A 25,892-nucleotide genomic window follows, 5' to 3' on the forward strand; every position below is an offset into this window, starting at 1 on the left:
TTATTTTAACATTTAATTTGAAAAAATTCTCCTTTAATGGATGTATGCAGGGAATATTATGACCATATTATTATTTTAAATACAACTGTAGAAGATTAGAGAGTGGTCATAATTTTAATATGAAAAAGTAGAATGAATAGTATGGATATATACATTTGGGGCACTAACCTTAGGGAGGGGATTATGTGGGATACTGTACGAAATGTGGAAATGAAACGAACGAGGGCAACAAGTTTTGCGGGCAGTGCGGGGAGAGTCTTAGCTATAAAACGGTAGGGGGAAGTTTTCCGAATAGCAGTTCTAATAGTAGTATAGAAATTTTTTCTTTAGTCGGTTTCATCACTGGATTAATATCTTGGTTTATAAACTTATGGGGGCTTATTGGTAGTGTAGCTATCGTATTTTCTATATTGGGTTTAAACAAAAAAGTGACGGGTACGAGTAAAACATTTGCTATTGTTGGAGTGATTACTGGAATAATTAATGTGTTGTATGCTGTTACGTTATTTATTTAAATTTGATGAACAAAAAGGTATAAAAAAGTCCCCTGTGCATAAAGCATTCAGAGGAATTTTTATTTGATAGCTATTAAGAAACAATAAAACTAATTACTGTTAGGAATAAAGCGAAGCCTAAAATAGTTCCACATATTTTCATATGGCGCTTACGTCCCATAACAACAATTGCGACATATTCACGAATCATTGCGTTAGGCCAGTAATAAAATGCAGTTTTTGATCCGATTCCTTGGCTATTAAGGCCAGCTTGTCTTGCATATATACCAGCGCGGAAAAGATGGAAATTATTCGTTGTAAAAATACTTCTATACTTACCTTTTGTTTTTAAAGAATCCATAATTTCTTTAGAGAACAACATATTTTGATATGTGTTTACAGAGCGATTTTCTTGCACTGTATGTTCAAGAGGAATTCCTTTTTCAACAGCATAATTTTGCATCGCTTCCGCTTCTGGAAGGCCTTCATCTGGACCTTGACCACCAGAGAAAATAATTGTTGGTGGTGTATTCACAGCTGCTTGTTTCCAATAAAAGTCGATAGCTTTATTAATACGACTTGCAAGTAAAGGTGGTACTTTATCATTAATTAAGCCGCTACCGAGAACGATGATGAAATCTTGATTACGTCTTGGTCTGTTGAATTGATATAAAAAATATGCGCTTAAGAAGTTAGATAAATGCACAAAGAAATACATAGTTATAAGAGAGATAGCAGCAAAGATAAATTGAAAATGCTCTGAGAATAAATTTGCTGGATTTATGATAGGGAGCATTATAAAGAATAAAATCCCTAAAGCAGCAATTAAAGTTAAAGAGTTTGTGAAGCGTCTTCCTTCACGTTGCATTAAAATTTTTGCATTAAGAAAGAGTCCGAACATTAAAGCGACTATAGCAAAAGGAATCATTACAAGTAGTGCTAACATGGGGATGATAACGATAAAATGTAAATCGTTATTACCAGACTCAAATGAGGCTATAGCGCAAAATAATAGAAATGAACAGATAAAGGCATTAAATAAAAAGCCGTTTATTATTTTCCGCGGATCTTTTAAATACGAGATAAGAAAAATAATAAACAATATAAGAGGAATAATTCCAAAATACAGCATAAATATAGTACACCTCAACTTGTATAAGAATTTGACATACCTTTTATATTACATGATTATATAAGTAAAAATGAAAGAAAAAGGATTTTGAATTTTCTCAATAAAATATATGGATACATATGTTACAATATATTCAAAGCGATATATTAAAAGTAAAATGGTTGAAGAGGCACTCAGTAGAGTGCTTTTTCTTTTTGTATGTAATTGTGCATATTATATTTTTTTTCAAATGAAGAGGATTACAATATAAGTTGTAGACAGACTTTATAAAGCAGAATTTAATACAAACATTTCCCTCTACTTTTTGTATCTAACAATCGTATAACAATAAATAATTCTGTTTTATAGTGTCTGTTTTTGAAAGGTGGCTTCTTTGAAGGCACTTTTTTTTTATTAGTATAGATAGTTTTCACTGTTAGCATAGTGTAAACTATCTATACTAAACATTAGCAATCTTCCGTATAAATATTATCAATTTACTATATATTCCAGTGGTGTTAACCTACATATGAAAGGCTTTCTTTTTCAAAATATTACCCCTAATAAAATTTTGAAGAAGTCAACTGTCTCCAAACTTGTCTTTATGCTTAAGGAAAAAGCACTCAATTTGAGTGCTTTTTCTTATTAAAACATGCTATTTTTCTAGGCGATTTTCATAAAATAAAAGTAAAGAAATGAAAGTGGGTGACAAAATGCCAGCAGTTGTGGAAGGTGTTATTATTGAAAACTGCAATGGAACAATTAATGTAGGTGATAAATATAACGTACAGCCGATTGAAAAGACGAAAGCTTACAATGGATCGGGATCATCAAATACAGGAATGAAAGTACAAACGTTTAGCGGAATTAGTACAGCTGATGTATGGGATAATGATGTGAATGATCAGGGGATACAGTTTACTTTATAGCACAATATGTAAAATTGCATAAAATGATGAAGTTGCCCTATGATACAATCTAGCTGTGAGCTGTTAATGATTCTTCTGTATTATAGTTGTTAGATTAGAAATATAACATCTTATTAAAAATCATACGTATAAAAAAGACACTTCAACCGAAGTGTCTTTTTTTATTTTAGTGATACCCTTTAGCAGAGTCTTTATGAATTTTATTTTTAAAGATACTGTAGCTCCAAAGCTGATATCCAATAACGATTGGTACCATGACCATTGCAACGAAGAACATAATCTTTAAGTTTAATTGACTACCAGCTGCGTTGTATAACGTTGTACTGTATGCATCGTTAATACGAGATGGTAACATTCTTGGGAACATACCTGCAAAGCCAGTTGTCATAAACATTGCGATTGTTAGGCAAACGAATGTGAATGCAAGGCCAATTTTATGTTTGTACACCATAATAAGTGCGAGTACACTCATTAACATTGCAAGTACTGGAAGAATGAATAGTACCGGATATTCCGTAAAGTTTTGGAACAAGTTTGTCCGATTAGCAGTTGCTACATAGAAGATAGCTAAAATAATAGCTGCTGCCATTGAAAACGGTCTCGCGATTTTATAAGCACGGTCGGATACTTCACCAGTCGTTTTAATCACGACCCAAAGGGCACCGGATACGACAAATATAGCAGTGAAGAACAATCCTCCTAAAATACCGTAATGGTTTAATAAGCTAAGTAAATTTCCTTCATAACCATTTTTTCCGATTTGTAGTCCGTAATAAAGATTAGCGAACGTAACACCGAATAGGAAAGCAATTAAAAAACTCCCAATTGCAAATGCCCATTTACAAGTTTTTTGCCAAATCGGTGAATCATCTTTATGCATGAATTCCAGCCCAGCGGCACGAGCAAATAGTGCAAGTAATACTAAGAATAACGGTGTATAGAGATAACTAAACATATTTGCATATGTGACTGGGAAGGCAGCAAATGTTGCGCCACCAGCTGTAATTAACCATACTTCATTACCGCCCCAGAATGGGCCAATTGCTTCTTGTAATTGATTTCGTTCTTGTCGATCTTTCGTAACGAAAGGGAAAATCATTCCGTTACCAAGTGCATACCCATCAAGAATGAAGTAAACTGTCCAAATCACGCCCCATAAACCAAACCAGATGATTGCAAGCATATCATGAGACATGAGCCACACCTCCCTCAGTAGCAGGTTCTTCTAATGCTGCAGGTCCTTTTTTCGCGAACTTCAGCATTAAGTATACGTCTGCAATTAAAAGTAAAGTGTAGAACAAAATTAAACTAATTAATGAGAACCAAATTTGTGGAACTGATATAGGCGATACAGATTCTGCTGTACGCATTAGTTTATATACTGTCCATGGTTGACGACCTACTTCAGCGACAATCCATCCTGCGTTAATCGCGATATAAGGAAGTAAGACAGACCATATTGTAATTTTTAAATAACGTTTTGAGTTTTCTAGTTTTCCTTTTCGGTTTAAATAGAAGCCGTACCAAGTTAATGCCATAAAGAACATACCAAGTGCAACCATTAAGCGGAAGCTATAATACACGAGGTTAACATTTGGACGTTCATCTTTCGGAATATCTTTTAAACCAACAATTTCGCCATCAAATGAGTTTGTATAGAAGAAGCTTCCGAGTTTTGGAATCGTAAGGAATTCAAAGTTCTTCTCATTTTTTACATCAGGAATTTGAACAATTGAGAAGCCTTGTCCTTTTCCAGTTTCCCAAACTGCTTCCATCGCAGCTCCTTTTGCTGGTTGATATTTAGCTGCTGATACACCAGATTGATGTCCCATAAACGGTGTAATTGTTGCGGCGAATAAACCTAGCATTAAACCAAACTTAAATGATTTTTTGAAGAATTCCACTTCGTTTTTACGTAATAAGTGATAGGCACTAATTGCCATAACGAAGAAAGCACCTACGATATAACAACCAATGACAGTATGGAAGAACATATTCCAAGCATATGGATTTGTAACGAGTGCCCAGAAGTCATTTAATTCAGCGCGGCCGTTACGTACTACGTAGCCAACAGGGTTTTGCATAAAGCCGTTTGCTGTAATAATCCAAAGTGCGGAAATATTTGTTCCAAGTGCAACCATCCACATACAGAAGGCACGGAACTTTGGTGAAATTTTGTCTTTACCGAATAACCATATTCCCATGAAAGTAGATTCTAAGAAGAAGGCAACAAGTGCTTCAATTGCGAGAGGTGATCCGAAAATATCTCCCATATATTTGGAGTACTCAGACCAGTTTGTTCCAAATTGGAATTCCATCGTAATCCCGGTTATAATCCCCATTACGAAGTTAATTGTAAATAATTTACCCCAGAAATTTGCCATTTTACGGTATGTTGGATTCAATGTGCGGGCGTATTGAGTTTCCATACATGCTACTAAAATGACAAGTCCGATTGTCAAAGGTACAAATAAAAAGTGATAAAAAATAGTAATTGCAAATTGAAAACGACTCAGTAACAGAACGTCGGACATAATGAATATTCACTCCTTTTTTACATTATCTACAATCAGTTTATAGTGAAAATACGTTTGAAATAGAGGTGACTTGTTACAAAGGTGTGTGTATATTTTGAAAGAATTATGTCGATTATCTGAAAATATCCTTTTTTTACTATAAAGCGATATCCTTTTTGAGTTTTTCATATTTTGGTACACTATATAAGTAATGTAAATGAGAGAAAAGAGGGTTTTTTACTATGAAGTCATTAGAAGAGATTTTACAATACAATGAAAAATTTGTTGAAGAGAAAAGATACGAAGAGTATGAAACGGGAAAATTCCCGAATAAAAAAATGGTAATTATCTCTTGTATGGATACTCGTCTTGTTGAATTATTACCAAAAGCAATGAATATGCGTAACGGTGATGTGAAAATTATTAAAGTAGCAGGAGCTGTTATCTCACATCCATTCGGAAGTATTATGCGTAGTATTTTAGTTGCTGTATATGAACTTGGTGCTGATGAAGTTTGTGTAGTTGGTCACCACGATTGCGGTATGGCAAAAATTCAGGCAAGCAGTACAATTGAGAAGATGAAAGAGCGCGGTATAACAAATGAGAAATTAGATACACTCCGTTATTCTGGAATCGATTTAGAAAGATTCCTACAAGGGTTCTCTAGTGTAGAAGAAAGTGTAGAACATAGTGTATCAATACTTCGCAACCATCCATTACTTCCAGAAGAAGTACCTGTTCACGGTCTTGTTATAGATCCTGATACAGGAAAATTAGATTTAGTTGTGAATGGTTACGACAATTAAGAATTTACTTTGTCATCCTTTTTATCTGGGACAGGATCAAATCCTCCCGGGTGGAAAGGGTGACATTTTAATATACGCTTACAAGTAAGCCAAAAACCTTTGAGTGCACCATGTTTTTGAAACGCCTCTAATCCGTAATGAGAACAAGTTGGATAAAAGCGGCATGTTGGTGGTGTCATCGGAGAAATGAACTTTTGATAAAAGCGTATAATCCCAATAAAAATCTGTTTCATAATGGTCTCCTTTTCAGCATACTCTTAAAGTATTATAGCACGACTGTACATAATACTTTACTAATGTGCATTTCCGTTATATCATATTGGATATAACGGAATTAAATTAAAAGCGGGAGAGATGTTGTATGCCATCAGTAGAAAGCTTTGAATTAGATCATACGATTGTAAAGGCACCTTATGTAAGACATTGCGGAGTTCACAATGTAGGTAGTGACGGTATTGTAAATAAATTTGATATTCGTTTCTGCCAACCGAATAAACAAGCAATGAAACCAGATGTTATTCATACGTTAGAGCATTTATTAGCATTTAATTTACGTAAATATATTGATCGTTATCCGCATTTTGATATTATCGATATTTCACCGATGGGCTGCCAAACAGGATATTATCTTGTAGTGAGCGGAACACCGACAGTTCGAGAAATCATTGATTTATTAGAACTAACATTAAAAGATGCGGTTCAAATTACAGAAATTCCGGCTGCAAATGAAACGCAATGTGGTCAAGCGAAGCTTCATGACTTAGAAGGAGCACAACGCTTAATGAACTTCTGGCTAAGCCAAGATAAAGATGAACTTGAGAAAGTGTTTGGATAAAGAAAAACTGCCTGTTAAAGGGCAGTTTTTTTATTTGTAAAACAGGAGTTTTTTGTGTGAATGGAGTATTGACTTTAACGTATACGTCAAAGTTTATAGTGAAGATAAATAAGGCGTGAGGAGGAAACGATGGATAAGTATAGCATTGGTGAAATTTCAAAAGAAACGAATGTAACGACGAGAACACTTAGATATTATGAGGAAATTGGATTATTAAAACCGTCGTACGTTGCTGAGTCAGGATATCGTTACTATTCAAAAGATGATGTAATTACATTGCAACAAATAACAACGTTTAAAAAGCTTGGTTTTAAGCTTTCGGAAATAAAAAAAGTGTTAAAAGAGGAAAAGGGGAATTCAGAAGAAAGATGGAAAAGTGCAATTCAAAATGAAATTCAAACAATACAAGCGGAAGTAAAAAGATTAAAGGACTTAGAAAAACTATTATATACAGCATTTCATTCCATTGAATTAACAGGAGAGCTTAAAACAGAAGATTTAATGTTATTCATAAAATCAGTACAGGGAATTGAGCAGAGAGAAAATTTCCGACAAAAATATTTTACGGAGGAAGAACAGAAGGTTATAGAGGATTTACCAACACTTGAAGAAAACGATGAAAGAACAAAAGAATGGTTACAAGTATTAAGAGAAATTCGTCAGCGTATAAATGAACCAGTAGATTCACCGGAAATTCAAATGTTAGCGGAAAGGGTAGTGGCTTTTTCAATGCACGTATTTCATGAAGATGAACAATTAATAAATAAGTATTGGGATTTAATTAAACCTGAAGAGGGAGAGATTGCAAGAGTATACGGACTTGATTTAGAAACGATGAATTATATAGAAAAGATGATAGATTGTTATTTAAAAAAGGAGGAGGGTAAATGACTGGCGCGGGAAAAGAGAAGCTATATGGAATTAAGCATGCGCGGATGGAGAGGCAATATTTTTATAAGCATCTGGGGATTTTCATTTTTGCACAGATTCTATTTATTTTTATAGTAGGGCTTGTACCAGCTCAAGAGTTGCCAAGCGGTTCCTATTTCCTTCATATGAAAGAGTGGATTTTAAATAAACAAATTGGATTTTATAAAAATGAAACGATTAATACGATTACAAGTGTCTGGACATCAGTGCTTATTATTCATTTTATATGGGCGATGTCTTACATTCTTTTTCCGAAAAAGAAGCGTAATTCTTCGAAACAAGAAACAAGAGAAGAGATAAAAGAAGAAGTGAAAAAGAAAAAGGAGATTAGCATAAATAGGGCGTGGATGTATTTAGTATTTGGGGGCTTAATTGAAATATATTGGGCGACAGGATTAAAAACAAATTCAATGAGTATTTTGACACTCATTGCAATTTTAGTGAGCTTTCAACTACTAATTGAAGCAACTAAAAAAATTCCAATTGGTACGGCATATGCAGTATTTACTGGAATTGGTACAGTTGGAACGATATTGGTAGATATTTTATATTTCAAAGAACCATTTTCGCTCATCAAAATTTTCCTCGTTTGCTTATTGGCACTATTTATTATCGGATTGAAATTTAGTGGGAATAAGGAAGAGGTGAAATAAAGTGGCATGGATCTATTTAATTATAGCTGGGCTCTTTGAAATTGTCGGTGTAATTGGGATAAAGAAAGTAGCAAAAAATAATAGTTGGACGAATAATATTATTTTAATAGGTGGTTTTATTATTAGTTTTCAATTTTTAACGATGGCGCTTCAAGAAATTCAGTTATCGATCGCATATGCAGTTTGGACTGGAATCGGAACGCTCGGGGCAGCAGTTGTCGGTATTTTATTTTTTCAAGAACCTAAAAACGCTTTTCGGATTATTTGTATTGTTGGGATTATGGGGACGATTATTGGATTGAAAGTAGTGAGTTAAAGAAGAGCACACAAGCTCTTCTTTTTTATGGAAGTATGTCAGAAATCCCAACGAAGAAAGTGATTATCCCAACTATAAAACAAAAGATAGCTTTCGATTTTTGCTTTTGTTGTATTTCAGCAACTCCCGAAAGAATAAATGTGATGCTTACAAGGATAAATACATAAGAGAAAAGAATAGAAATTCGTGTAAAAAGACTAAAAAAAGCAAGAATAAAAGCAATAGCAGATAGTAAGATTCGAAGGTTTGTTAGCATAGTATCCTCCAATTTATTAACTGTTTAAAAAATCCAAATTAGTGAGAGGTAATGGTCAGTAGGTGATTGGAAATTACATGTTATCTTTAGTGAAAGTAGTTCGATATTACAATGAAGAGCATAAGACTAGAAACGAAAAAATGCGAGATACCCATTGATTTTCTTCCGGATTTCAGTTCATTAATTCCTAGAAGAATAAAGAAACAACTGAGAGCAAATTGCATGTATGGGAGAAGTGTGAAGTTGTCGGTAGCAAGAGAATAAGTGCAAAGAGAGAGTGTGAGAAGCATGAAAAAATAGCGTAATCCAGTTAGCATTGTATACCTCCTTTAAAGGGACTATTTATCGAAATATTTCTGAGAAGCCAAGAAATAAAGCACCAGCTCCTGCTAACAGAGCAAGTATACTACCACCTTTTTGCTGCTTTAAGATTTCCTCTATACTAATAACGAAAGCCATCATCCCTAAAAAGATGAACATATAAGGCATAATTTCTCTATTACTAGTAAAGAAACTATAGATTGCTATACATAAAGCAATAAGTGATAAAGTAATCCGTACTCCTTTTAGCATGCATGTACCTCCTTTTATTTTATATAGCTAATAATGAGAACAATCCAAATGAAAGCACCGGAAATAATACAAATAAGCCCAGTTGCTGCCTCCTTTTTCTTTATTTGTTCAAATGCGATGAGAAACATTAAAGCCCCTAATAGAAATTGTGAAAGAGGTAGAAAATTATTTTGACCTGTATATAATCCAATTGCCGACATAACGAACACAGTGAGTGCGATTGTGATGCGGAGTATACGAAGCATATTAGGAATTCTCCTTATTCTTTTTTGTATAAGGATTATCTTCTAGTTTATCGACGTAATGTTTATAAGCATAGCCTTTATTAATTGTCATGATGGAGAGTACGAGGATGATTAGGACGATGATAATACCGATAATTAATATTTTGAACATAAAACCCCTCCTTTTCTTTATTTTACATAATTTTGTAATTGATGAAAACAATAGAAAATAAAAGGATGAAAGAAGGGTGTTACATGGAAACGAAAAAAACATATTATATATCAATAGGAAATGGTCAAATTTCACAAGTGAAGACGGCGGATACGTATAATTTTGAAATTTATGCAAATGATGAGGAAATTACGGAATTAAGAGAGCACTTCGATCAAGCATATGTAGAAGATTTAGGTTCATTTGTACGCTCCCACGTTCCATTTGTTGAGTATCATCACGATTCAAATAATGACCGATATGATGAACAACTACAAAAAGCATATAAAATGATTTACGATTTAGGAAATCATGAGACGAAAGAATTAGTCGCGCAAATGGGAATAATCAATGGATTGTAATTGGATAATATTATGCAGAAAAGCGAGAATATGCTACAATTTGTGGTAGGAAAAACTTGTAACCATCAATAGGGGAGTAATGGCATGTACAAATTTAAAGATTATTACCACAACACTGTACAATTATCGTTTGAACGTTATCCATTTTCTCCTGAGCCAAAGCATGTTTGGGTTGTATGCCGGTACGGGGATCAATGGTTATTAACACATCATTTACGTCGTGGTCTTGAATTTCCAGGTGGTAAAGTAGAACTAGGGGAAACACCGGAAGAAGCGGCAGTTCGAGAGGTTCATGAAGAAACTGGCGGCATAGTTTCTGATTTAACTTACTTAGGACAATATAAAGTATCTGGAAAAGACAAAATAATCATTAAAAACATTTATTTTGCAACAATTAGTGCGGTAGAAGAACATACGCATTACGAAGAAACGAAAGGGTCTGTTTTATTAAAAGACATTCCTGACAACATTAAAACGAACAGAAAATTTAGCTTTATAATGCGCGATGACGTATTAGCGCGTACGATGAAACATATAGAAGAAATCGGCTGTTTTACGAAGTAAAGTAGCCGGTTTCTTTTTTTGTATGTAATAATAAATGTAAATATATCTTTATGTTATTTTTGGGTATATTATACAATTTTGCGAAGATATACTTACATTTTAGGAGGGGGAAGATGGATAAAAGAAAAGAAACGACTGTTACTGTTTCGATGGTTAAATTAAACTTTTCTTTATTTTTTATAATAATTGCTTTGTCGTTTGGAATAGGTTATTTACATATATTTCTTTCAGGTGGGGTCCAAGTTGAAGTTACATTATTAACGATGTTTCTGTTTATTATTGCAATGATTGTTCTCGTCTGTATTCATGAAGCGATACATTTAATAGGATTTCGCTATATCGGAGGTATTCCGTGGAGTGAACTAAAATGGGGCGTTAATTGGAAATTAGGTGTTGCATATGCTCATTCTAAACAGGCGGTTACAGTAAAGAAAATGAAGAAAGTGTTAATGCTTCCGTTTTTACCAACTGGAATTTTGCCAATTGTATTGGGATTAGCTATGAATCTGGAGCCACTCTCATTTTTAGGAATTCTACTAACAGCAGGTTGTATCGGTGACATTGCCTTATATCAAAAAGTTTCAAAGTTTCCAGATGATGCGCTAGTAAAAGATCATCCGAGTAAACCACAGTTTACAGTATATGAATAAAGAAAGAGGAGGCGTTTTTGAGCAACGGTCTCCTCTTATTATGGTCACTTTTTGTTGGTAAATCGCTGATATAATTTATTTGCTATTATTGTATTTTTATCTCTACCTCTAAAAATGAAAGAACCTCTAATAAATCATCTACGATACGTGAATGCTTAAAATCACCCCAAAACGAATCTTTTTTCCAAACACCAAGAATCCCTACTTGTTCAGAACCAAGCACATCGTTTTCTGGATGATCTCCAACATAAAGACATTCTTCTGCCTTAACATCTAGTCTTTGCAAAGCACGTTCGAAAATTTCAGGGTGAGGTTTTTTAATTCCTTCAGTTTCTGAAACGAGAATGGTGTTTGTATACGTATGTATATGTAGTGCTCGAAGGTTGCTCATCTGAAATTCAGTAAAACCATTTGTGATAATACCAATTTTAATGTTTCGCTGTTTTAACTGTTGAAGTAGTTCATGCGTGTTTTTGAAAGAAATACAATGATGTTGGAAGTTTGTAATATAGTCGTGTAGCAGTTGCTCTTGCGTTAAAGTAGTAATGTTGTATTCGGAAAGGAGAGTAGCATACACTTTACCCTTCCACGTATAGCCATTATTATCAAGTTCAAGAAATCGAGAACAATACTCGGATTTTTCTATGCCCATCAAATGTGAGGCGAAGCGATTATATTGGTCACAAATAAATTGTTCTAAAGATTGGCGCCGATCTAATAGTGTGCCATCTAAGTCGAATAAGATTGCACGAATCATGGGAAACCTCCTTGCAGTTTTTATAATTAATTATCGCATATTCACAAAAAAATGATTATGATATTTTGTAGAATGGAATAATGGGGGATTGTATGAAGAAACTGTATGGCAAGTTAATGTGTTGTATGATAGCAAGCAGTTTAGTTGCAGGATGCGATAGTGCTATTGAGGTTACGAAAGAAAAAGAAATTTGTAAAACAGAAGAAGAGTGCACGCAAATAGGAGATAAAACATTACAAAAAGTATATAAAAAGATAGAGGGACTTTCAGAACTTGAAAAAGTAGAGGATTATGACATAGAAGAGTATGAAAGTATGAATATGAAAGAGGCGGAACAGAAAAAAGAAGAGGATGACAATTATTTCTTTTTAGCTTCTTATTATATCGATGATGATGAAATTGTAGATCCTTATTTTGAGAAATTGGATCGTAAGAGATTGAATAAAGCTTTTGCAGATGACGAAGTAGCAAAAGATGATTTGTTAAGCCAGCGGCAAGATAGAGAGTATCATGAAACTTTATGGGACATGTATCGCACTCTCATTCCAGTGAAATATCGTGAGAATATAACAGGGTTTGATCTAATAACGGATGGTTATGATGGCGTTGTTGCTCATGTCATGCCAAGTATGGATGACCCGAGAGATTGGTTGCTTAGTTTAGACGTGCTCGATTCTGGGGTGAATATAGATGAAGTGATGAAAACATTAATTCATGAAACGGCTCACGTATTAACGATTGGGCATAAACAAGTACCAGTGGATAGGAAATATTTAGAGGCGTTTGATGAAGAGAAAGACATTTCATCATATCGAAATAAATGTAAAACGGTGTTCTTGAAAAATGGATGTGCGAGAAAAACTTCGTATATTAACCAATTTTATAATGAATTTTGGAAACCAATTGAACAAGAGTGGACAGAAAAGAAAGTAGAAGAAAGTGAAGAGGCACAAATTAAATTTTATAAAGAAAAGCATGATGAGTTTGTATCGCTGTATGGAACAACAAATGTAACGGAAGATATCGCAGATACATTTACAGCGTTCATTTTACAAGATTCAAAAAAAGTGAAAGAAGGAACAGAGTTAAAATATAAGAAAATTGCTTTCTTCCATCAGTTCCCTGAGCTTGTAAAAATGAGAGCGGAAGTGCTGTCAGGATTATATGATGTTTCGAAAACGATAGAACAACAAGGTGGAGACTAATGTGAGTTATGCGTTCGATATAGTTTCGTTAAAGTAAAGCGTGAAGAATTTTTAATTCTTTACGTTTTTTCATGTTGATAAAATTGAAAATTCTGTATTTTTATCGAAAAGAAGAAGGAACTGGCGGTATAAAATAGAATTAGTATAAAAATGTCACAATTTAGACACAATTATAATGCGCGTGTTGTAGGGACTATAAGTTTACTCTCGAGGAGGTAATGAAACGTATGAAAACGATTCTTGCTGTTGCTGGTCTCATTTGGGTAATGTCTCACGGTTTTCCGATTTTTGAAGGGGAGCAAATTCGTAGTGCTTTGAATGAAAAGTTTAATGATTATCATGTGATAGATCGAAAAGATAATGTCGTTACAGTACGTGTGAAAGAATGTTTCCATACAGTTACGGTTGCGGATGGAAACATTACAAATGAAACGAAAATGTGTGATAAAAGGTAAAAGAAAGAAGCTGACTATAGCGCACTGTTTTGAGTCAGCTTCTTTTTCTTTTTCCAATTAGAATTTTTTCAAATGCCTCGACAAATACATACATAAGAGTTGCGAGAACACATGTGAGTAGTACGCTAAGTAAGACGAGTGTGAAGTTAAAGACTTGGAATCCGTAGCTAATTAAGTAGCCAAGTCCTTGTTTGGAAACGAGAAGTTCTCCGAAAATAACACCGACCCAGGATAAACCAACGTTTACTTTTAACGTTGAGATAATTGCTGGAAAGGATGCAGGGAGAACGACTTGCTTATAACATTGCCATTTATTTGCGCCAAATGTGTCCATCACTTTTATATAGTTAGAATCGACTTCTTGAAACGCACTGTAAATAACGAGAATGGTAATGATGATGGAAATGATTACTCCCATTGCGATAGAAGATGAAATGTTTGGACCGAAAATAACGATGATGATTGGACCGAGTGCAACTTTTGGCATTGCATTTAGGACGACGAGATAAGGATCAAGTACGCGGGCTAGAAGTGGCATCCACCAAAGAAACGTTGCAATAATAGCACCAAATACTGTTCCGAGAATGAAGCCTACTCCCGTTTCCAGCAATGTCGTCCATATGTGGACCCAAAGTGAACCGTCGATCCATTTCGTTAAGAAGAGATCCCAAATACTTGAAGGAGAGCTAAAGAGTAAAGGATCAATCCATTCTCTTTTGCTAGATATTTCCCATAGTGCAAAGAAAAGAATAAGTAGTAAAAGTTGTAGAGAGCGAGCAATCCAAGCACGCCTACGTTCTTTCTTTCGAAATTGTTCATGTAGTTGTTTTATATTATCCAAGTCGTTCCAGCTCCTTCCATATATCTTGAAAGAGGGCTGGGAAATCGTAGTGATGGCGTGCTTCTAACGGTGATAAAGAACGGATACTTTCCGGGACGATAAAGGTTTTTGCGATTTTTCCAGGATTCGCTTGCAGTAAATAAATACGATCACTCATCGCGATCGCTTCTTCAATATCGTGAGTAACAAGTAGTGATGTTTTCTTATATTTATTTAGCAAGTTGAAAACGAGTTCTTCTAGTTTTAATTTCGTTTGATAATCGAGTGCGGAGAATGGTTCATCTAGTAATAAAATTTTTGGATCAGTCGCTAATGTTCGAACGAGAGCGGCACGTTGACGCATACCGCCGGATAGTTCACGAGGATATTGTCCTTCTACCCCATGTAGACCGACTTGTTTTAAAAGATTTAAAGTATGTTCTTTCATCTGTTCATCATAAATCTTTCGAATATGAAGTCCAAGCATAATATTTTCTTCAATCGTTTTCCAAGGGAATAAGTAATCTTGTTGCAACATATATCCCATAGATGAAGTTTTCGTTGTAATCGGTTCACCATCTAAAAAGACGATACCGTCAATTGGATCAAGTAGCCCAGCAATGATTGAGAGGAGTGTTGTTTTACCACAACCACTGGGACCGAGTATAGAAATAAATTCGCCTTCTTCCACTTGTAAGCTCATATCTTCGAGAATAAGTTTGGCATTCTCTTTTGCAAAAAAGCAGTGAGAAACGTTACGTATTTGTAAAAAACTCATACACTTCGCCTCTATTTCTTAATAACGCTTTCGGCAATTTTTGTATTGACGAGCGCTTCATGTGGAACTTCTTTTTGTAATTCGCCAGCGTCTTTCATAATAGTTTGGAGCTGTTTCCATTCTTCCGCATCTAGTAGTGGATTTGTCGCATAAGAATGCTGTTTTTTATACCGTTCAATTACTTGTATTGTTATGTCTTTTGAAGTGTCTTTAAATAGCGGAGAAACAGCATCAGCAATCTCTTCTGGGCTATGTGTATCAACCCATTGCTGTGCTTTATAGAGCGCACGTGTGAACTTTTCAGCAGCAGCTTTATCTTTCTTTAAGAAACTTTCTTTTGCCATGAACGTTGTATAAGGAACAGTACCAGATTCATTTCCGAATGAAGCGACGATATAACCTTTACCTTCTTTCTCAAGTATACTTGCAGTCGGTTCAAAGAGCTGCACAAACTCTCCAGTACCAGATGCGAAGGCATTTGCAATATTAGCAAACTCAATATTTTGAATTAAGTTTGTATCTTTATGAGGATCAATGCCATTTTTCTTTAAAACGTATTCCCCAACCATTTGCGGCATGCCGCCTTTACGCTGTCCTAAAAATGTAACACCTTTTACGTCATTCCAATTAAAAGAGTCTAGTTTTTTACGTGAAACTAAAAATGTCCCATCTGTTTGTGTAAGCTGTGCAAAGTTAATGATAGGGTCTTTCGCTCCTTGTTGATGAACGTAAATAGACGTTTCAGAACCGACGAGAGCAATATCAATTCCGCCAGATAATAGGGCGGTCATCGTTTTATCGCCACCGGCTGTTGTTTGTAGGTCAATATCTAGTCCTTCATCTTTAAAAAATCCTTTTTCAATCCCGACATATAACGGGGCGTAGAAGAGAGAATGGGTAACTTCGCCGACACGAATGTTTTGAGTTTGTTCTTTCGTACCTTCTTTTTTATTACTACAAGCAGCAAAAGTAAAAACAGCTAGTAACATGATGCAAAAAATCGCGATTAATTTTTTCACTATATAACACCTCCTAGAAGTCACTCTACAAGCATGATATGTAGGTAAGTGCCTATATGTGAGTGTAGATAGCAGGAATTTTTTGGATGGTAAAGAAGTACAAATATAAGGGGTGATAAAATGGAGTACGAATACGATGATAGCGTACATTTACATCTTGATTATTTTGGGACAGAATGTGACATGGGATCGATTGCTTATAAGAGGAAGAATGAAGACGTATGGGATGTGTATTTTAATTTTGGAGTATACGGTATTCAGAAAGACGATGTAGAGTTAGGGAGGTTTATGGACGAATATGCTGGTCATTACGTTTTTTCTGTACATGCTCGCGATCTTAGTTGGGAATTTGGAAGTGCCCAGTTTGAAGAGTGGGTTTTGAAAAATCGGATAGTAGAAAAAACGCTACAAAAATAGGAGGAATTTTGTGATTGGATTTCTCATCTTATTATTTATTTTTGTGGCCGGATTTTTTATCATGCAAATGCTTATTTACCGATTTGCCAAGAAAAACATTCATAAATATACGAAAATAAAATGGTTTCATATGTGGCTACATATGAATATGAAAAAAGGTCCGAGATTAGATTTTTTTGATTTTGTAGTTATAGTACTCGTATGTATCGTATGGAAAATATGGCTGCTTCCTTTTATATAATACACATGCTAATCATTTTCTCTTTTATCATAAAATAACGAAAAGAACCTGTCTTGTGGCAGGTTCTTTTCGTTATATTAATAGTTGTTAAAAACGTGCAACGCCTTTTTATTAATTCTTTCGTATTTTCATGTGAAATCTTGGATAGCATTAAGGATTTCTAAAAAATAGTTATTATATCATAAAGTGGAATGCTGAAATTAAGCTTTTCAAGAATGAGTAATTTGTATGCCACAATTTAACTATTGATTAAGGAAGTATTAAGGAAATATATTTATAGTAGAAGCAAGTTTGCAGACGAAATATAGGATATATGTTATTTTAATAAAAATAGTTTTTTTGATGCGGGGTGAAATTAATACATAGAAAAGAGGGAATGAATTGAAGTATGGTTCTACACTTTTTCATCTTCCGAAAAGAAGTATATTAATTTCTAGCATTATAAGTAGTATGGTGACTTTATTAGTAATAACTATGCTGTTTATGATTTTAAAGGTTTTTAATTTAGACATGATGAAAGATCATTTAAATCAAAAGCTTGTTTTAAGTGTTATGATGATTTTCATATGGGGCATAACATTTTATATTACGCATTTCAATAAAAAAGAGATGTCTATACCTAGGGTATCCCTGCGAGTGCATTTTATATTATTTTTGCTAGCTCATGCAGTAGCATTATTTTATATTGTAATGCAAGTTAATATGAGTTTCATAGAGACAATGAATTGGATTTACATTTATAATATGCAGTTTATATTAAGTTTTGTAGTAATTTATGCAATATATATTCTTGTATATAATTTAATAGGTAAGGTTTTTCTAAGTATGGTTTTATCTAGCTGTACGTTAGTCATTTTAGGTATTGTGAATTATTTGAAGCTTATTTTCAGAGGGGATCCGTTATATCCTTCTGATTTCACACAAATTACGCATATGCAATCTGTTATACCGATGGTGATGGACTATTTTAGCTGGAGTTATATTTTAATCATTATTGTAAGTATCGTAGCTTGTATTGTAGCAGGGATATATATGAGAAGGTATATTCAAAATGTAAAGATTCATCTAGGAATAAGAGCCTTATTAGTAGTAGGATCTATTTTTGTTCTATATGCGTACGGTAATTTTGCGAATACATTTATGAATAAAGTATTTAAAAAATCAGGTGTAGATTTTGTTTTGTGGAATCAAAATGAGAACTATGCTTCAAATGGTTTTGTACTGGGGTTTATTAGCAATTTAGATACAACAGTTATGGAAAAACCAAAAAATTATTCTAAAGAAAATATGCTTCAAATAGCAAACGATATAAAAAAACAATATAGTGGAAATATAGGGAACGAAAAGAAAAAAGAGAAACCGAATATTATTTTTGTAATGAGTGAATCGTTTTGGGATCCGACGAAAGTAACCAACCTTTCTTTTAGTGAAGATCCTGTACCAAATTTACATCATTATATAGAAAACTTTCCTGGTGGACAAACTATTTCTCCTACATTTGGGGGAAATACGGCGAACGTTGAATTTGAGGCATTAACGAGTTATTCAATGAGTTTGTTAAAGCCAGGTTCTATACCATATCAGCAGGTTATTACAAATAAGAAAGAAATTCCATCAATCCCGACGGCTTTGAAAAAAGAAGGCTATTACACAAGTGCAATTCATTCATTTGGACGCACATTCTTTAAACGTGATGATGTATATAAGGTGTTAGGATTTGATAAGTTTAATGCAGAGGACACGATGGAAAATGTGGATATTGATGGAGATTATATTAGTGATTTAGCGATGAGTGAAGAGATAATTGCTGAGTTAGAGAAACAAAAACAACCTACATTTATTCATGCAGTTACGATGCAAAATCATTTTCCATTTACAGAGGGCCGATTTGGTGAAAATCTAATAGAAATTAGCGGGCTAGAAAATGAAGAATCAAAGGGAGAATTAGAGACGTATACAGAAGGGTTAAGACGTTCAGATGAGGCTCTTCAATATTTAATAGAGCAACTAGATAATTTAGATAGACCTACATTATTAGTATTCTTTGGAGATCACCTTCCATCATTAGGAACAAATAAATCTTTTTATAAAGAAAATGGGTATATAACGAATGAAAAAACACCGAGTGAACGTTTAGCAATGGCGCAAACGCCGCTATTAATGTATGCAAACTTTGATATGCCAAATGATAATTTAGGTTTAGTAAGCCCAATTCATTTTTCTAATCTTATTTTTGATTATGCAGGGTTAAATAAATCCTCATTTTATCAATTTTTATCGGGACTTTACAAGGAAATACCAGTGCTTAGAGATGAATTAAAAGTTGATAAAAATGGGGAAGTAATCAATGATTTAACAAAGAAACAAAAAGAAATGTTAGAGCAATATAAAATGCTTCAATATGATTTACTCGTTGGAAATCAATATAGCAAAGAAATCCTCTTTTAATAAAAGAAACAAAAAGAACTTGTATAACGATACAAGTTCTTTTTTCATAGTATTTAACGGGGTAACCAGACAAGCTGGGTTTAGGGAGTATTACTTGTACATTTAGTATATATGAAAATGTAATCGTTTTATTTGTATATTTGTGAGAAATGTGTGAATTTTATGTTTTGTAAAAAATCGATTATGTTAACTTTCAATCTTGTATTGCAGTTGTTATGCATGTAAAAATTTTATCAGTTCTTTATTTAATTCATCCGCTTGATCGATTGGTGAACCATGGCCACTATTTGTAAGAGCATGTAACTGAGAATTTTTAATTCGTTGTTGCGTAAGCTCAGCACTTTTGTAAGGAATTAGTTGGTCGTGAACGCCGTGGAAGATTTTTGTTGGGACGTTAATTTTATTTAAATCTTTCGTTACATCTTCATTTGCAGCTGCTTGTAAAATTTTGATAAGGGCATAAGAAGCGGACTGCATACCGAGATAAGAAAACCATTCAAGGGTTGCAGCTCCTAAGTTTCTATTGAAAAAGGATAAAGATACATCATTTAAAAATTTTGGTAAATTAGCATACATTTGATTAATGAGAGCATCTGCTTGTTCTTTCGGTACACCGTAAGGGGACTCTTGATTTTTAACGAAAGAGGGGGAGACAGCGTCAATTAATGCGAGCTTAGAAATGCGGCGCCCATTATAGCGAGACATATAGCGAATAGAAAGAGCACCACCAACTGAGAAACCGACTAATGTAGCGTTCTCTACTTGGAGTGCTTCTAGAACAATTGCGATATCATCGGCTAATCGATCATACGTGTAACCAGTCCATGGCTTATCAGATTGCCCATTCCCTCGTATATCCATGGCGATACAGCGAAAGCCATGCTCTGGTAAAACATTGAGTTGATATTGATACATTTGATGATTTAAAGGCCATCCGTGAACGAAGAAAACAGTCTTACTACCTGGACCAGGATTAACGTCTTGCACAAAAATATGCACATCTTTCTCGACAGTAACAAACATAAATGTCCCCCTATTTTATGAATATGCTCTATCCCAAAAGCGTTGTTTTGTCATAGCTTTAATAAATTCATTTGCTAGTCGCGTAGGGTCTTGTTCTATTAAAACACCAGGCTTTCCTTCTATATTTAAAGATTGAATAATAGAAGAGCCGTTTTGGAAGGAGCCAATCGGCTTAAAGTGATTATATGATTCTACGACAAAGGAACTTGCTTTGTTAAGAAAATGATCATCCATCTTTCCGCCGATAAGAAGTAATCCATCATAAAGGAGTGGTGAGCCTGTTAAGAAAGTATCATTTACTTCCCAATGTCCATTTGACGTTCCCTGCACTATGCCTAATCGTTCGGAAACGATCACTGGTTGAAGACCTACTTGTTTGAACTGATTTATTATATATTGTGCGCTTGGCCCATCATATCCATTTGCAACAATGACACCTACTCGTAATGTATTAGGACTAAAGGTCGTATTTGCCATACTGAGTGCTGGAGATGATTTTGTAACGTTGGATTCTTGCACATTTGGGACTTTTGCTCCGAGAGCTTCTGCAACTAAAGTAGCCAATTCTGTACTAATATGTCCAATCATATCAACGACTTGTTGGCGGACAGATTTACTTTTGACTTTTCCTAATTCAAAGGAGAAAGCTTGTATAATATGGATTTTTTCGACGTGACTCATACTATTCCAAAATAAACGAGCTTGAGAGAAGTGGTCTTTGAAGCTAGCAGCAGTTTCCCTTGTTTTATGACCAGATACAGTAGAAGGATATGTAACGAACCCCCCCCTTTGTCCCAGGTACAGTATAAGGAGAATTATTTGGTAACTACTCAGCCACCTTTCGGTGTCTTTTTTAAATTTTACTAGTTTCATATGCCTCCCATTTGTAAATACTGAGTATATCAAACAGGGGAGGTGAATCTTATGGTCGATCGAAAAATTATTTTAGATACATATAAAAAAGGACCTGAAGCTGTTATTTCTTTATTTGAAGAAACATTTTCTAAGTTAGAAAAACGTATACAAGAACTAGAAAATGCTTCAAAAAAAAACTCCAAAAATAGTCATAAGCCACCTTCTACAGATGGTTTGGGTAAGCCCGTTACAAAAAGTTTGCGCAAACCGTCTCATCGTCAAACGGGTGGCCAGTTGGGCCACAAGGGACATACTCTTGGTTTGACAGCGACTCCAGATCATACGATTACACATTCTCCTACATATTGTACTTGTTGTCATACTTCCTTGAACCACGAGCCTGTAAAAGGGTATCGCATTCGCCAAGTGTATGACTTACCACCTATTCAGATCGAAGTGACAGAACATAAAGTAGAACAGAAAGAATGCCCACATTGCCATTCTATCCAAGAAGCCCAATTTCCTTCGACAGTATCTCGTCCTGTTCAATATGGTCCAAATATAAAAAGACTGATTCCCTATTTAACGCATTATCAATGCATTTCTTTGAAGCGAACAAAAGAATTCTTTCAGGATTGTTTTGGACATTCTATAAGCGAAGGAACCCTGGTAAATCATACACAGGCTTTCGCTTCTCAATTGCAGCCATTCATAAAAGAAGTAAAGGAAAAGATTCTGCAGTCTCCTGTTGTCCATTTTGATGAAACTGGTATGCGTGTAGAAAACAAAACACAATGGTTACATACTGCCAGTACACCGGAGGTGACATTGCAACATATTCATCAAAAACGTGGAAAAGAAGCAATGGATGCTGGAGAAATCTTGCCATCTTTTTCTGGAATTGCGATGCATGATGGTTGGAAATCGTATGATGCGTATACAGATTGTCGTCACGTTTTATGTAATGCCCATCTCTTACGAGATTTACAAGGAATTATAGATAGTACTGGAGAACAATGGGCACAACAGATGCAGAAATTTCTAACGCAAGCGTTGACGATGAAAAAGCAATCCGAAGGTACCATGCCAAAAGCGACGCAAAAGAATCTGTTTATTATGTATCAATCCATATTGAAAGAACAACAGATTCTTTCCACGAAACAAAAGAAGAAAGGAAAGCAGACGCCTTCTCAAAATTTATGGAATCGCTTCGTCAAGTATTCTGACAGAATTCTAGCGTTTTTAGAACATCCAGCCATTCCATTTGATAACAATCAAGCAGAACGGGATATTCGGATGACGAAAGTAAAACAGAAAGTGTCTGGGACTTTCCGAAGTAAGAAAGGCGCAGAATCTTTTTGTCAGATACGAAGCTTTATGAGTACCATGAAAAAACAAAAACAATCGGTCTTACAAGCGATAAACCAAGTCATAGAAACTAGAACGGTTCCTTGGAATAACACGACTTCATAAGAGAATTTCTCTATTTGGCATAGATTCTTTCTCTGATTGGAGTATTTTCTTTTCATGTTTTCGAATCGGAAACATGTATTTGGCCTGTTTTTTTATTTGAAGAAGCTGAGTAGTTACATTATTTGCTAAGGAATTGTTATGGTAGGCAACGTTTCCTTTGTCAATTATATATTTAGATGCACCATCTCTTTGATTGTTATGAAATGGGCATATTGGACGGTTAATCGGTAGTTCTTGATAATTTGTACCAACGCGTGCTAATTGTGTGTCTGTATAAGAAAAGAGTCTACCTTGTAAGAGAGGGTCATTGGTAAAGTCAATACCACGAATGATACTTCCAGGGTGTAGTGCCACTTGTTCAGTTTCAGCGAATACATTATCTACATTGCGATTTAAGGTCATTTTCCCAATGATTTTAACGGGAAAATCTTCTTCAGGCCAAATTTTCGTTGCATCTAATATATCGAAGCCGTATTTAAATTCGTCCTCTTCTTCTAAAATTTGAATGCCAAGTTCGTACTCAGGATAGTTTCCAGCATTAATATTTTCCCACAAATCACGGCGATGGTAATCTGGATCAGCACCACCTAGTTTTTGTGCTTCATCCCAAATTAACGAATGAACGCCGAGCTTTGGCTTCCAGTGGAATTTCACGAATCGTGACTTTCCATTTTTATTAACGAAACGAAATGTATGAACGCCAAATCCTTGCATCATTCGAAAGCTTCTTGGAATTGTACGATCGGACATAATCCACATCATCATTGCAGCTGATTCTTGATTATTGGCGATGAAGTCCCAAAAAGTATCATGTGCTGTTTGTCCCTGTGGAATTTCATTATGCGGCTCTGGTTTAAGGGCGTGAATAAGATCAGGGAATTTAATGCCATCTTGAATAAAGAAAATGGGAATATTGTTTCCTACTAAATCAAAATTTCCTTCTTCTGTATAAAATTTAACGGCGAATCCTCTTACATCTCGATTCGTTTCATTTGCTCCTTTTGATCCAGCTACTTCAGAGAAACGAATGAAAAGCGGTGTTTTTTTTGAAGGGTCTTGTAGAAAATGGGCCATTGTTAGCTCTTCTAAAGATTCATATAACTCAAAAATGCCATGTGCTCCGTATCCTCGTGCGTGAACGACTCGTTCTGGAATTCGTTCACGGTCAAAGTGAGAAAGTTTTTCTCGCATAAGGAAATCTTCTAGAAGGGTAGGGCCACGATCTCCAGCTGTTAAAGAGTTTTCATCATTTGAAATTTTAACACCTGTATTTGTTGTCATCTCCTTTCCTTCATTTTCACGCGTGAAAGATTGGAGTTGTTCTATCTTTTTATTTTTTTTGCCGTCCATAAAAACACCTCCCATAATATACGTATTATTGTTTATGGTTTTTATGCTTGTATATAGCATGAAGATGTTGCATCGTTGGGATGATTTTCCTCAAATTTGCGATTTATCTTTGTTTGTCTATGAAAATCATTTATTATAATAAATGGTATTCTTCGAGATATTATTTTGAAGGGGTGTTGAAGTGAAAGAAAGTTTTCTATCATATAAAGAAGAAGAAAGGAATGCAAAAATCCTTTTATGGGTGTTATATGTTATTGTTATTGTATATCAAATTTTCTATGCAATTGTATTAGACAATAAATCAATAATGGATAAGGGATACAACATAGTATGGCAAGTTATTTGCGGAGTAGCAATACTGTGCGTGAATATATATTTAATGAAAAAAGAGAAGGCAAACCTTGTTAAATATGCATGGATATTTGCATACATAGGGATAGAAATCGCTAATGTATTTTCGTATATTTTTTATAATAAGGCGGCGTTTGATGCGACAAATATAATAGAAATTATTCTCATTTTCTTTGTACCCATATTTTTAAATAAAAAATTTTATGTAATCTTACTTTCTTCTATTGTAGGAAAATATTTAATTTATTTATTTGTATTAGAGGAAATAAAAGCATTTATGTTCCTTATTATGTGTACACTTATGTTAATAGCTGCATATATCATTTTAAACCGATTTTTACAATATCTTTCAGCTGTAAAGGAAAGTATTGCGATTGCTAGTGAATCACAAAAATTAGCAGTAATCGGAAAAATGGCAGCGACGGTTGGACATGAAATTAAAAATCCACTCGCTTCATTAAAAGGATTTACGCAATTACAAAGAGAGAAGCATGAAGAGGATCCTGTTTATAAACGTATGATCTTTGAAATAGAAAATATGAATAATATGATAAGTGAGTTGATGGAAGTTGCTACATGCAAGCCTTCTATTTATAAGAAACATGATCTAGGAAAAATTGTATTACAAGCAACAACAACTCTTCGCGAAAAAATGAATGAATTAAATGTGCAGCTTATTTCTAATGTGGGAGAACAAACAATAGAAGTTGAATGTGATGAACGAAGAATAAGAGGAGTCTTTCTATATACGATAAAAAATGCTTTAGAAGCAATGGAGCAAGGTGGCATATTACATTTACGGTTAGAAAATAAAGGGAAAGAGTATGTGATGATCAGCTTAATTGATAATGGTCATGGTATTAAGCAAGAAAACTTAGCCCGTGTTACAGAGGCCTTTTATACAACGAAACAAGATAAAATTGGTCTGGGTCTTACAGTAGCGAATCGAATTGTCGCCGAGCACCTTGGTGAGTTACATATTTCAAGTGAAAGAAATACTGGAACGAGAATAGACATTATTCTGCCAAGGAAGTGTGGAAATACTGAAATTCAAGTGGAAGAAAAGCTAGGAGTTACCATATGAATAAAGGCTATATATTTAAAAATGAAGAAATAAAGGCGTTGAAAGTATTTTTAAGTTTATTTTTTATTATATTTTTTGTGTATGATCTTGCCTATGAATTTATCGTACCTTTAATCGCGGGAGAGCAAGAAGGCGTAGGAAAGTTTGAAGGTAACTACTCAGCTTAGTTAAACAAAAAAGCATGCC

General features: G+C 34.5%; 30 protein-coding genes and 3 pseudogenes. 18 read left to right on the plus strand and 15 right to left on the minus strand.

Annotated features, from left to right (window positions below; all coding sequences use genetic code 11):
- Window positions 1-185: 185 nt before the first annotated feature.
- Entirely contained in the window at window positions 186-515 is a 330-nt protein-coding gene (locus tag MHI28_RS22935; protein WP_000540176.1) for a zinc ribbon domain-containing protein, read from the plus strand.
- A 73-nt stretch (window positions 516-588) separates the two neighbouring features.
- On the opposite strand, the gene MHI28_RS22940 is transcribed toward MHI28_RS22935, so the two are convergent.
- Complete coding sequence (locus tag MHI28_RS22940; RefSeq protein ID WP_142287199.1) at window positions 589-1,623, minus strand: YdcF family protein; 1,035 nt, start codon at window positions 1,621-1,623, stop codon at window positions 589-591.
- Between the two features lie 677 nt (window positions 1,624-2,300).
- Here MHI28_RS22940 and MHI28_RS22945 point away from each other — a divergent pair.
- Window positions 2,301-2,534: a spore germination protein gene (locus MHI28_RS22945; protein ID WP_002005871.1), complete on the plus strand. Its 234-nt coding sequence runs from the start codon at window positions 2,301-2,303 to the stop codon at window positions 2,532-2,534.
- A gap of 166 nt (window positions 2,535-2,700) precedes the next feature.
- Here the strand turns inward: MHI28_RS22945 and cydB are convergent, their stop codons facing one another.
- Both cydB and cydA read right to left on the minus strand, forming a co-directional pair.
- Window positions 2,701-3,729 (minus strand): cytochrome d ubiquinol oxidase subunit II, encoded by a 1,029-nt coding sequence (gene cydB / locus MHI28_RS22950; RefSeq protein WP_000017667.1) that lies wholly within the window; start codon window positions 3,727-3,729, stop codon window positions 2,701-2,703.
- Complete coding sequence (gene cydA / locus MHI28_RS22955; protein WP_001286166.1) at window positions 3,719-5,068, minus strand: cytochrome ubiquinol oxidase subunit I; 1,350 nt, start codon at window positions 5,066-5,068, stop codon at window positions 3,719-3,721. The genes cydB and cydA overlap by 11 nt, the downstream gene beginning before the upstream one ends.
- A 224-nt stretch (window positions 5,069-5,292) precedes the next feature.
- Between cydA and MHI28_RS22960 the strand changes: the two genes are divergently transcribed.
- Entirely contained in the window at window positions 5,293-5,856 is a 564-nt protein-coding gene (locus tag MHI28_RS22960) for a beta-class carbonic anhydrase (RefSeq protein WP_000838173.1), read from the plus strand.
- Here MHI28_RS22960 and yidD read toward each other — a convergent pair.
- Window positions 5,853-6,089: a membrane protein insertion efficiency factor YidD gene (gene yidD / locus MHI28_RS22965; protein WP_000809334.1), complete on the minus strand. Its 237-nt coding sequence runs from the start codon at window positions 6,087-6,089 to the stop codon at window positions 5,853-5,855. The two genes, MHI28_RS22960 and yidD, sit on opposite strands and share 4 nt — an antisense overlap.
- A gap of 128 nt (window positions 6,090-6,217) precedes the next feature.
- Between yidD and luxS the strand changes: the two genes are divergently transcribed.
- From luxS to MHI28_RS22985, 4 genes are all read left to right on the plus strand, one after another.
- Window positions 6,218-6,691: an S-ribosylhomocysteine lyase LuxS gene (gene luxS, locus MHI28_RS22970; protein ID WP_001141371.1), complete on the plus strand. Its 474-nt coding sequence runs from the start codon at window positions 6,218-6,220 to the stop codon at window positions 6,689-6,691.
- Window positions 6,692-6,820: 129 nt separating this feature from the next.
- On the plus strand, window positions 6,821-7,582 hold the full coding sequence (locus MHI28_RS22975; RefSeq protein ID WP_000362242.1) for a MerR family transcriptional regulator: 762 nt from the start codon (window positions 6,821-6,823) through the stop codon (window positions 7,580-7,582).
- Window positions 7,579-8,274 carry a DMT family transporter gene (locus tag MHI28_RS22980; protein WP_000145220.1) on the plus strand — a complete coding sequence of 232 codons (696 nt, stop codon included), beginning with the start codon at window positions 7,579-7,581 and terminating at the stop codon, window positions 8,272-8,274. Before MHI28_RS22975 ends, MHI28_RS22980 begins: the two co-directional genes overlap by 4 nt.
- 1 nt (window position 8,275) lies before the next feature.
- Window positions 8,276-8,590 carry a DMT family transporter gene (locus MHI28_RS22985; RefSeq protein ID WP_000312334.1) on the plus strand — a complete coding sequence of 105 codons (315 nt, stop codon included), beginning with the start codon at window positions 8,276-8,278 and terminating at the stop codon, window positions 8,588-8,590.
- Between the two features lie 25 nt (window positions 8,591-8,615).
- Here MHI28_RS22985 and MHI28_RS22990 read toward each other — a convergent pair whose 3' ends face one another.
- From MHI28_RS22990 to ytzI, 4 genes are all read right to left on the minus strand, one after another.
- Window positions 8,616-8,846: a DUF3953 domain-containing protein gene (locus tag MHI28_RS22990; RefSeq protein ID WP_000957187.1), complete on the minus strand. Its 231-nt coding sequence runs from the start codon at window positions 8,844-8,846 to the stop codon at window positions 8,616-8,618.
- Window positions 8,847-9,188: 342 nt separating this feature from the next.
- Window positions 9,189-9,419 carry a DUF3953 domain-containing protein gene (locus tag MHI28_RS22995; protein WP_000912056.1) on the minus strand — a complete coding sequence of 77 codons (231 nt, stop codon included), beginning with the start codon at window positions 9,417-9,419 and terminating at the stop codon, window positions 9,189-9,191.
- 14 nt (window positions 9,420-9,433) lie between these two features.
- Window positions 9,434-9,664 (minus strand): DUF3953 domain-containing protein, encoded by a 231-nt coding sequence (locus MHI28_RS23000; protein WP_000944462.1) that lies wholly within the window; start codon window positions 9,662-9,664, stop codon window positions 9,434-9,436.
- 1 nt (window position 9,665) lies between these two features.
- Window positions 9,666-9,815, minus strand: coding sequence for a YtzI protein (gene ytzI, locus MHI28_RS23005; protein WP_000472793.1), 150 nt, complete (start codon window positions 9,813-9,815; stop codon window positions 9,666-9,668).
- Window positions 9,816-9,898: 83 nt separating this feature from the next.
- Here ytzI and MHI28_RS23010 point away from each other — a divergent pair, with 83 nt between their 5' ends.
- The 3 genes from MHI28_RS23010 to MHI28_RS23020 all read left to right on the plus strand — a co-directional run bounded on the left by MHI28_RS23010 (window position 9,899) and on the right by MHI28_RS23020 (window position 11,430).
- Window positions 9,899-10,216 (plus strand): hypothetical protein, encoded by a 318-nt coding sequence (locus MHI28_RS23010; RefSeq protein ID WP_000448411.1) that lies wholly within the window; start codon window positions 9,899-9,901, stop codon window positions 10,214-10,216.
- Window positions 10,217-10,300: 84 nt separating this feature from the next.
- On the plus strand, window positions 10,301-10,780 hold the full coding sequence (gene mutTA / locus MHI28_RS23015; protein WP_000276385.1) for an antimutator 8-oxo-(dGTP/GTP)ase: 480 nt from the start codon (window positions 10,301-10,303) through the stop codon (window positions 10,778-10,780).
- 113 nt (window positions 10,781-10,893) lie between these two features.
- Entirely contained in the window at window positions 10,894-11,430 is a 537-nt protein-coding gene (locus tag MHI28_RS23020; RefSeq protein WP_000361284.1) for a DUF3267 domain-containing protein, read from the plus strand.
- 85 nt (window positions 11,431-11,515) lie between these two features.
- Here MHI28_RS23020 and MHI28_RS23025 read toward each other — a convergent pair whose 3' ends face one another.
- Complete coding sequence (locus tag MHI28_RS23025) at window positions 11,516-12,187, minus strand: HAD family hydrolase (RefSeq protein WP_000617247.1); 672 nt, start codon at window positions 12,185-12,187, stop codon at window positions 11,516-11,518.
- Between the two features lie 92 nt (window positions 12,188-12,279).
- On the opposite strand from MHI28_RS23025, the gene MHI28_RS23030 reads away from it, so the two are divergent.
- The gene (locus MHI28_RS23030; RefSeq protein WP_000737814.1) at window positions 12,280-13,392 is read left to right on the plus strand and encodes a hypothetical protein; all 1,113 of its coding nucleotides are present in this window, start codon (window positions 12,280-12,282) and stop codon (window positions 13,390-13,392) included.
- A gap of 227 nt (window positions 13,393-13,619) precedes the next feature.
- A complete protein-coding gene (locus tag MHI28_RS23035) occupies window positions 13,620-13,847 on the plus strand; it encodes a hypothetical protein (RefSeq protein WP_000849113.1) in 228 nt (75 codons plus the stop codon).
- A gap of 34 nt (window positions 13,848-13,881) precedes the next feature.
- Here MHI28_RS23035 and MHI28_RS23040 read toward each other — a convergent pair whose 3' ends face one another.
- Genes MHI28_RS23040 through MHI28_RS23050 form a run of 3 tightly spaced genes read right to left on the minus strand, consistent with a single transcriptional unit; the run spans window position 13,882 to window position 16,464 of the window.
- Window positions 13,882-14,688: an ABC transporter permease gene (locus MHI28_RS23040; RefSeq protein WP_000368775.1), complete on the minus strand. Its 807-nt coding sequence runs from the start codon at window positions 14,686-14,688 to the stop codon at window positions 13,882-13,884.
- Window positions 14,681-15,445, minus strand: coding sequence for an ABC transporter ATP-binding protein (locus MHI28_RS23045; protein ID WP_000009025.1), 765 nt, complete (start codon window positions 15,443-15,445; stop codon window positions 14,681-14,683). The genes MHI28_RS23040 and MHI28_RS23045 overlap by 8 nt, the downstream gene beginning before the upstream one ends.
- Window positions 15,446-15,456: 11 nt before the next feature.
- Window positions 15,457-16,464 (minus strand): ABC transporter substrate-binding protein, encoded by a 1,008-nt coding sequence (locus MHI28_RS23050; RefSeq protein WP_000733138.1) that lies wholly within the window; start codon window positions 16,462-16,464, stop codon window positions 15,457-15,459.
- Between the two features lie 120 nt (window positions 16,465-16,584).
- Between MHI28_RS23050 and MHI28_RS23055 the strand changes: the two genes are divergently transcribed.
- The 3 genes from MHI28_RS23055 (at window position 16,585) to MHI28_RS23065 (ending at window position 19,570) form a co-directional block, all read left to right on the plus strand.
- On the plus strand, window positions 16,585-16,881 hold the full coding sequence (locus tag MHI28_RS23055) for a DUF3986 family protein (RefSeq protein ID WP_000455582.1): 297 nt from the start codon (window positions 16,585-16,587) through the stop codon (window positions 16,879-16,881).
- 10 nt (window positions 16,882-16,891) lie between these two features.
- Entirely contained in the window at window positions 16,892-17,122 is a 231-nt protein-coding gene (locus MHI28_RS23060) for a hypothetical protein (RefSeq protein ID WP_000578981.1), read from the plus strand.
- A 381-nt stretch (window positions 17,123-17,503) separates the two neighbouring features.
- Complete coding sequence (locus MHI28_RS23065; protein ID WP_000873641.1) at window positions 17,504-19,570, plus strand: LTA synthase family protein; 2,067 nt, start codon at window positions 17,504-17,506, stop codon at window positions 19,568-19,570.
- 213 nt (window positions 19,571-19,783) lie between these two features.
- Here the strand turns inward: MHI28_RS23065 and MHI28_RS23070 are convergent, their stop codons facing one another.
- On the minus strand, window positions 19,784-20,593 hold the full coding sequence (locus tag MHI28_RS23070; protein ID WP_000498278.1) for an alpha/beta fold hydrolase: 810 nt from the start codon (window positions 20,591-20,593) through the stop codon (window positions 19,784-19,786).
- A 15-nt stretch (window positions 20,594-20,608) separates the two neighbouring features.
- Window positions 20,609-21,419, minus strand: a pseudogene (locus MHI28_RS23075) (catalase-related domain-containing protein); the annotation flags it as partial.
- Between the two features lie 98 nt (window positions 21,420-21,517).
- Here MHI28_RS23075 and tnpC point away from each other — a divergent pair.
- Window positions 21,518-22,921 (plus strand): IS66 family transposase, encoded by a 1,404-nt coding sequence (tnpC, locus tag MHI28_RS23080; protein WP_100910632.1) that lies wholly within the window; start codon window positions 21,518-21,520, stop codon window positions 22,919-22,921.
- 117 nt (window positions 22,922-23,038) lie between these two features.
- On the opposite strand, the pseudogene MHI28_RS23085 reads toward tnpC, so the two are convergent.
- A pseudogene (locus tag MHI28_RS23085) lies at window positions 23,039-24,271 on the minus strand (catalase); the annotation flags it as partial.
- A gap of 181 nt (window positions 24,272-24,452) precedes the next feature.
- Here MHI28_RS23085 and MHI28_RS23090 point away from each other — a divergent pair.
- Window positions 24,453-25,706, plus strand: a complete 1,254-nt coding sequence (locus MHI28_RS23090) for an ATP-binding protein (protein WP_000664884.1) — start codon at window positions 24,453-24,455, stop codon at window positions 25,704-25,706.
- Window positions 25,703-25,855 (plus strand): annotated as a pseudogene (locus MHI28_RS23095) (ATP-binding protein); the annotation flags it as partial. The gene MHI28_RS23090 and the pseudogene MHI28_RS23095, both read left to right, overlap by 4 nt.
- Window positions 25,856-25,892 lie beyond the last annotated feature (37 nt).

Source organism: Bacillus sp. FSL K6-0268 (assembly GCF_038005425.1).
GTDB classification, from domain to species: Bacteria; Bacillota; Bacilli; order Bacillales; family Bacillaceae_G; genus Bacillus_A; species Bacillus_A thuringiensis_S.

Excerpts from the sequence above, each read along its gene's own strand:
- MHI28_RS22990 (WP_000957187.1), bottom strand. The coding sequence starts at position 8,846 with ATGCTAACAAACCTTCGAATCTTACTATCTGCTATTGCTTTTATTCTT.
- MHI28_RS22960 (WP_000838173.1), top strand. The coding sequence starts at position 5,293 with ATGAAGTCATTAGAAGAGATTTTACAATACAATGAAAAATTTGTTGAA.
- MHI28_RS23035 (WP_000849113.1), top strand. The coding sequence starts at position 13,620 with ATGAAAACGATTCTTGCTGTTGCTGGTCTCATTTGGGTAATGTCTCAC.
- MHI28_RS22995 (WP_000912056.1), bottom strand. The coding sequence starts at position 9,419 with ATGCTAAAAGGAGTACGGATTACTTTATCACTTATTGCTTTATGTATA.
- MHI28_RS23010 (WP_000448411.1), top strand. The coding sequence starts at position 9,899 with ATGGAAACGAAAAAAACATATTATATATCAATAGGAAATGGTCAAATT.
- MHI28_RS22975 (WP_000362242.1), top strand. The coding sequence starts at position 6,821 with ATGGATAAGTATAGCATTGGTGAAATTTCAAAAGAAACGAATGTAACG.
- MHI28_RS23070 (WP_000498278.1), bottom strand. The coding sequence starts at position 20,593 with ATGTTTGTTACTGTCGAGAAAGATGTGCATATTTTTGTGCAAGACGTT.
- luxS (WP_001141371.1), top strand. The coding sequence starts at position 6,218 with ATGCCATCAGTAGAAAGCTTTGAATTAGATCATACGATTGTAAAGGCA.
- cydA (WP_001286166.1), bottom strand. The coding sequence starts at position 5,068 with ATGTCCGACGTTCTGTTACTGAGTCGTTTTCAATTTGCAATTACTATT.
- MHI28_RS22945 (WP_002005871.1), top strand. The coding sequence starts at position 2,301 with ATGAAAGTGGGTGACAAAATGCCAGCAGTTGTGGAAGGTGTTATTATT.
- MHI28_RS23030 (WP_000737814.1), top strand. The coding sequence starts at position 12,280 with ATGAAGAAACTGTATGGCAAGTTAATGTGTTGTATGATAGCAAGCAGT.
- cydB (WP_000017667.1), bottom strand. The coding sequence starts at position 3,729 with ATGTCTCATGATATGCTTGCAATCATCTGGTTTGGTTTATGGGGCGTG.
- ytzI (WP_000472793.1), bottom strand. The coding sequence starts at position 9,815 with ATGTTCAAAATATTAATTATCGGTATTATCATCGTCCTAATCATCCTC.
- mutTA (WP_000276385.1), top strand. The coding sequence starts at position 10,301 with ATGTACAAATTTAAAGATTATTACCACAACACTGTACAATTATCGTTT.
- MHI28_RS23020 (WP_000361284.1), top strand. The coding sequence starts at position 10,894 with ATGGATAAAAGAAAAGAAACGACTGTTACTGTTTCGATGGTTAAATTA.
- MHI28_RS23055 (WP_000455582.1), top strand. The coding sequence starts at position 16,585 with ATGGAGTACGAATACGATGATAGCGTACATTTACATCTTGATTATTTT.
- MHI28_RS23000 (WP_000944462.1), bottom strand. The coding sequence starts at position 9,664 with ATGCTTCGTATACTCCGCATCACAATCGCACTCACTGTGTTCGTTATG.
- yidD (WP_000809334.1), bottom strand. The coding sequence starts at position 6,089 with ATGAAACAGATTTTTATTGGGATTATACGCTTTTATCAAAAGTTCATT.
- MHI28_RS22980 (WP_000145220.1), top strand. The coding sequence starts at position 7,579 with ATGACTGGCGCGGGAAAAGAGAAGCTATATGGAATTAAGCATGCGCGG.
- tnpC (WP_100910632.1), top strand. The coding sequence starts at position 21,518 with ATGGTCGATCGAAAAATTATTTTAGATACATATAAAAAAGGACCTGAA.
- MHI28_RS23025 (WP_000617247.1), bottom strand. The coding sequence starts at position 12,187 with ATGATTCGTGCAATCTTATTCGACTTAGATGGCACACTATTAGATCGG.
- MHI28_RS23045 (WP_000009025.1), bottom strand. The coding sequence starts at position 15,445 with ATGAGTTTTTTACAAATACGTAACGTTTCTCACTGCTTTTTTGCAAAA.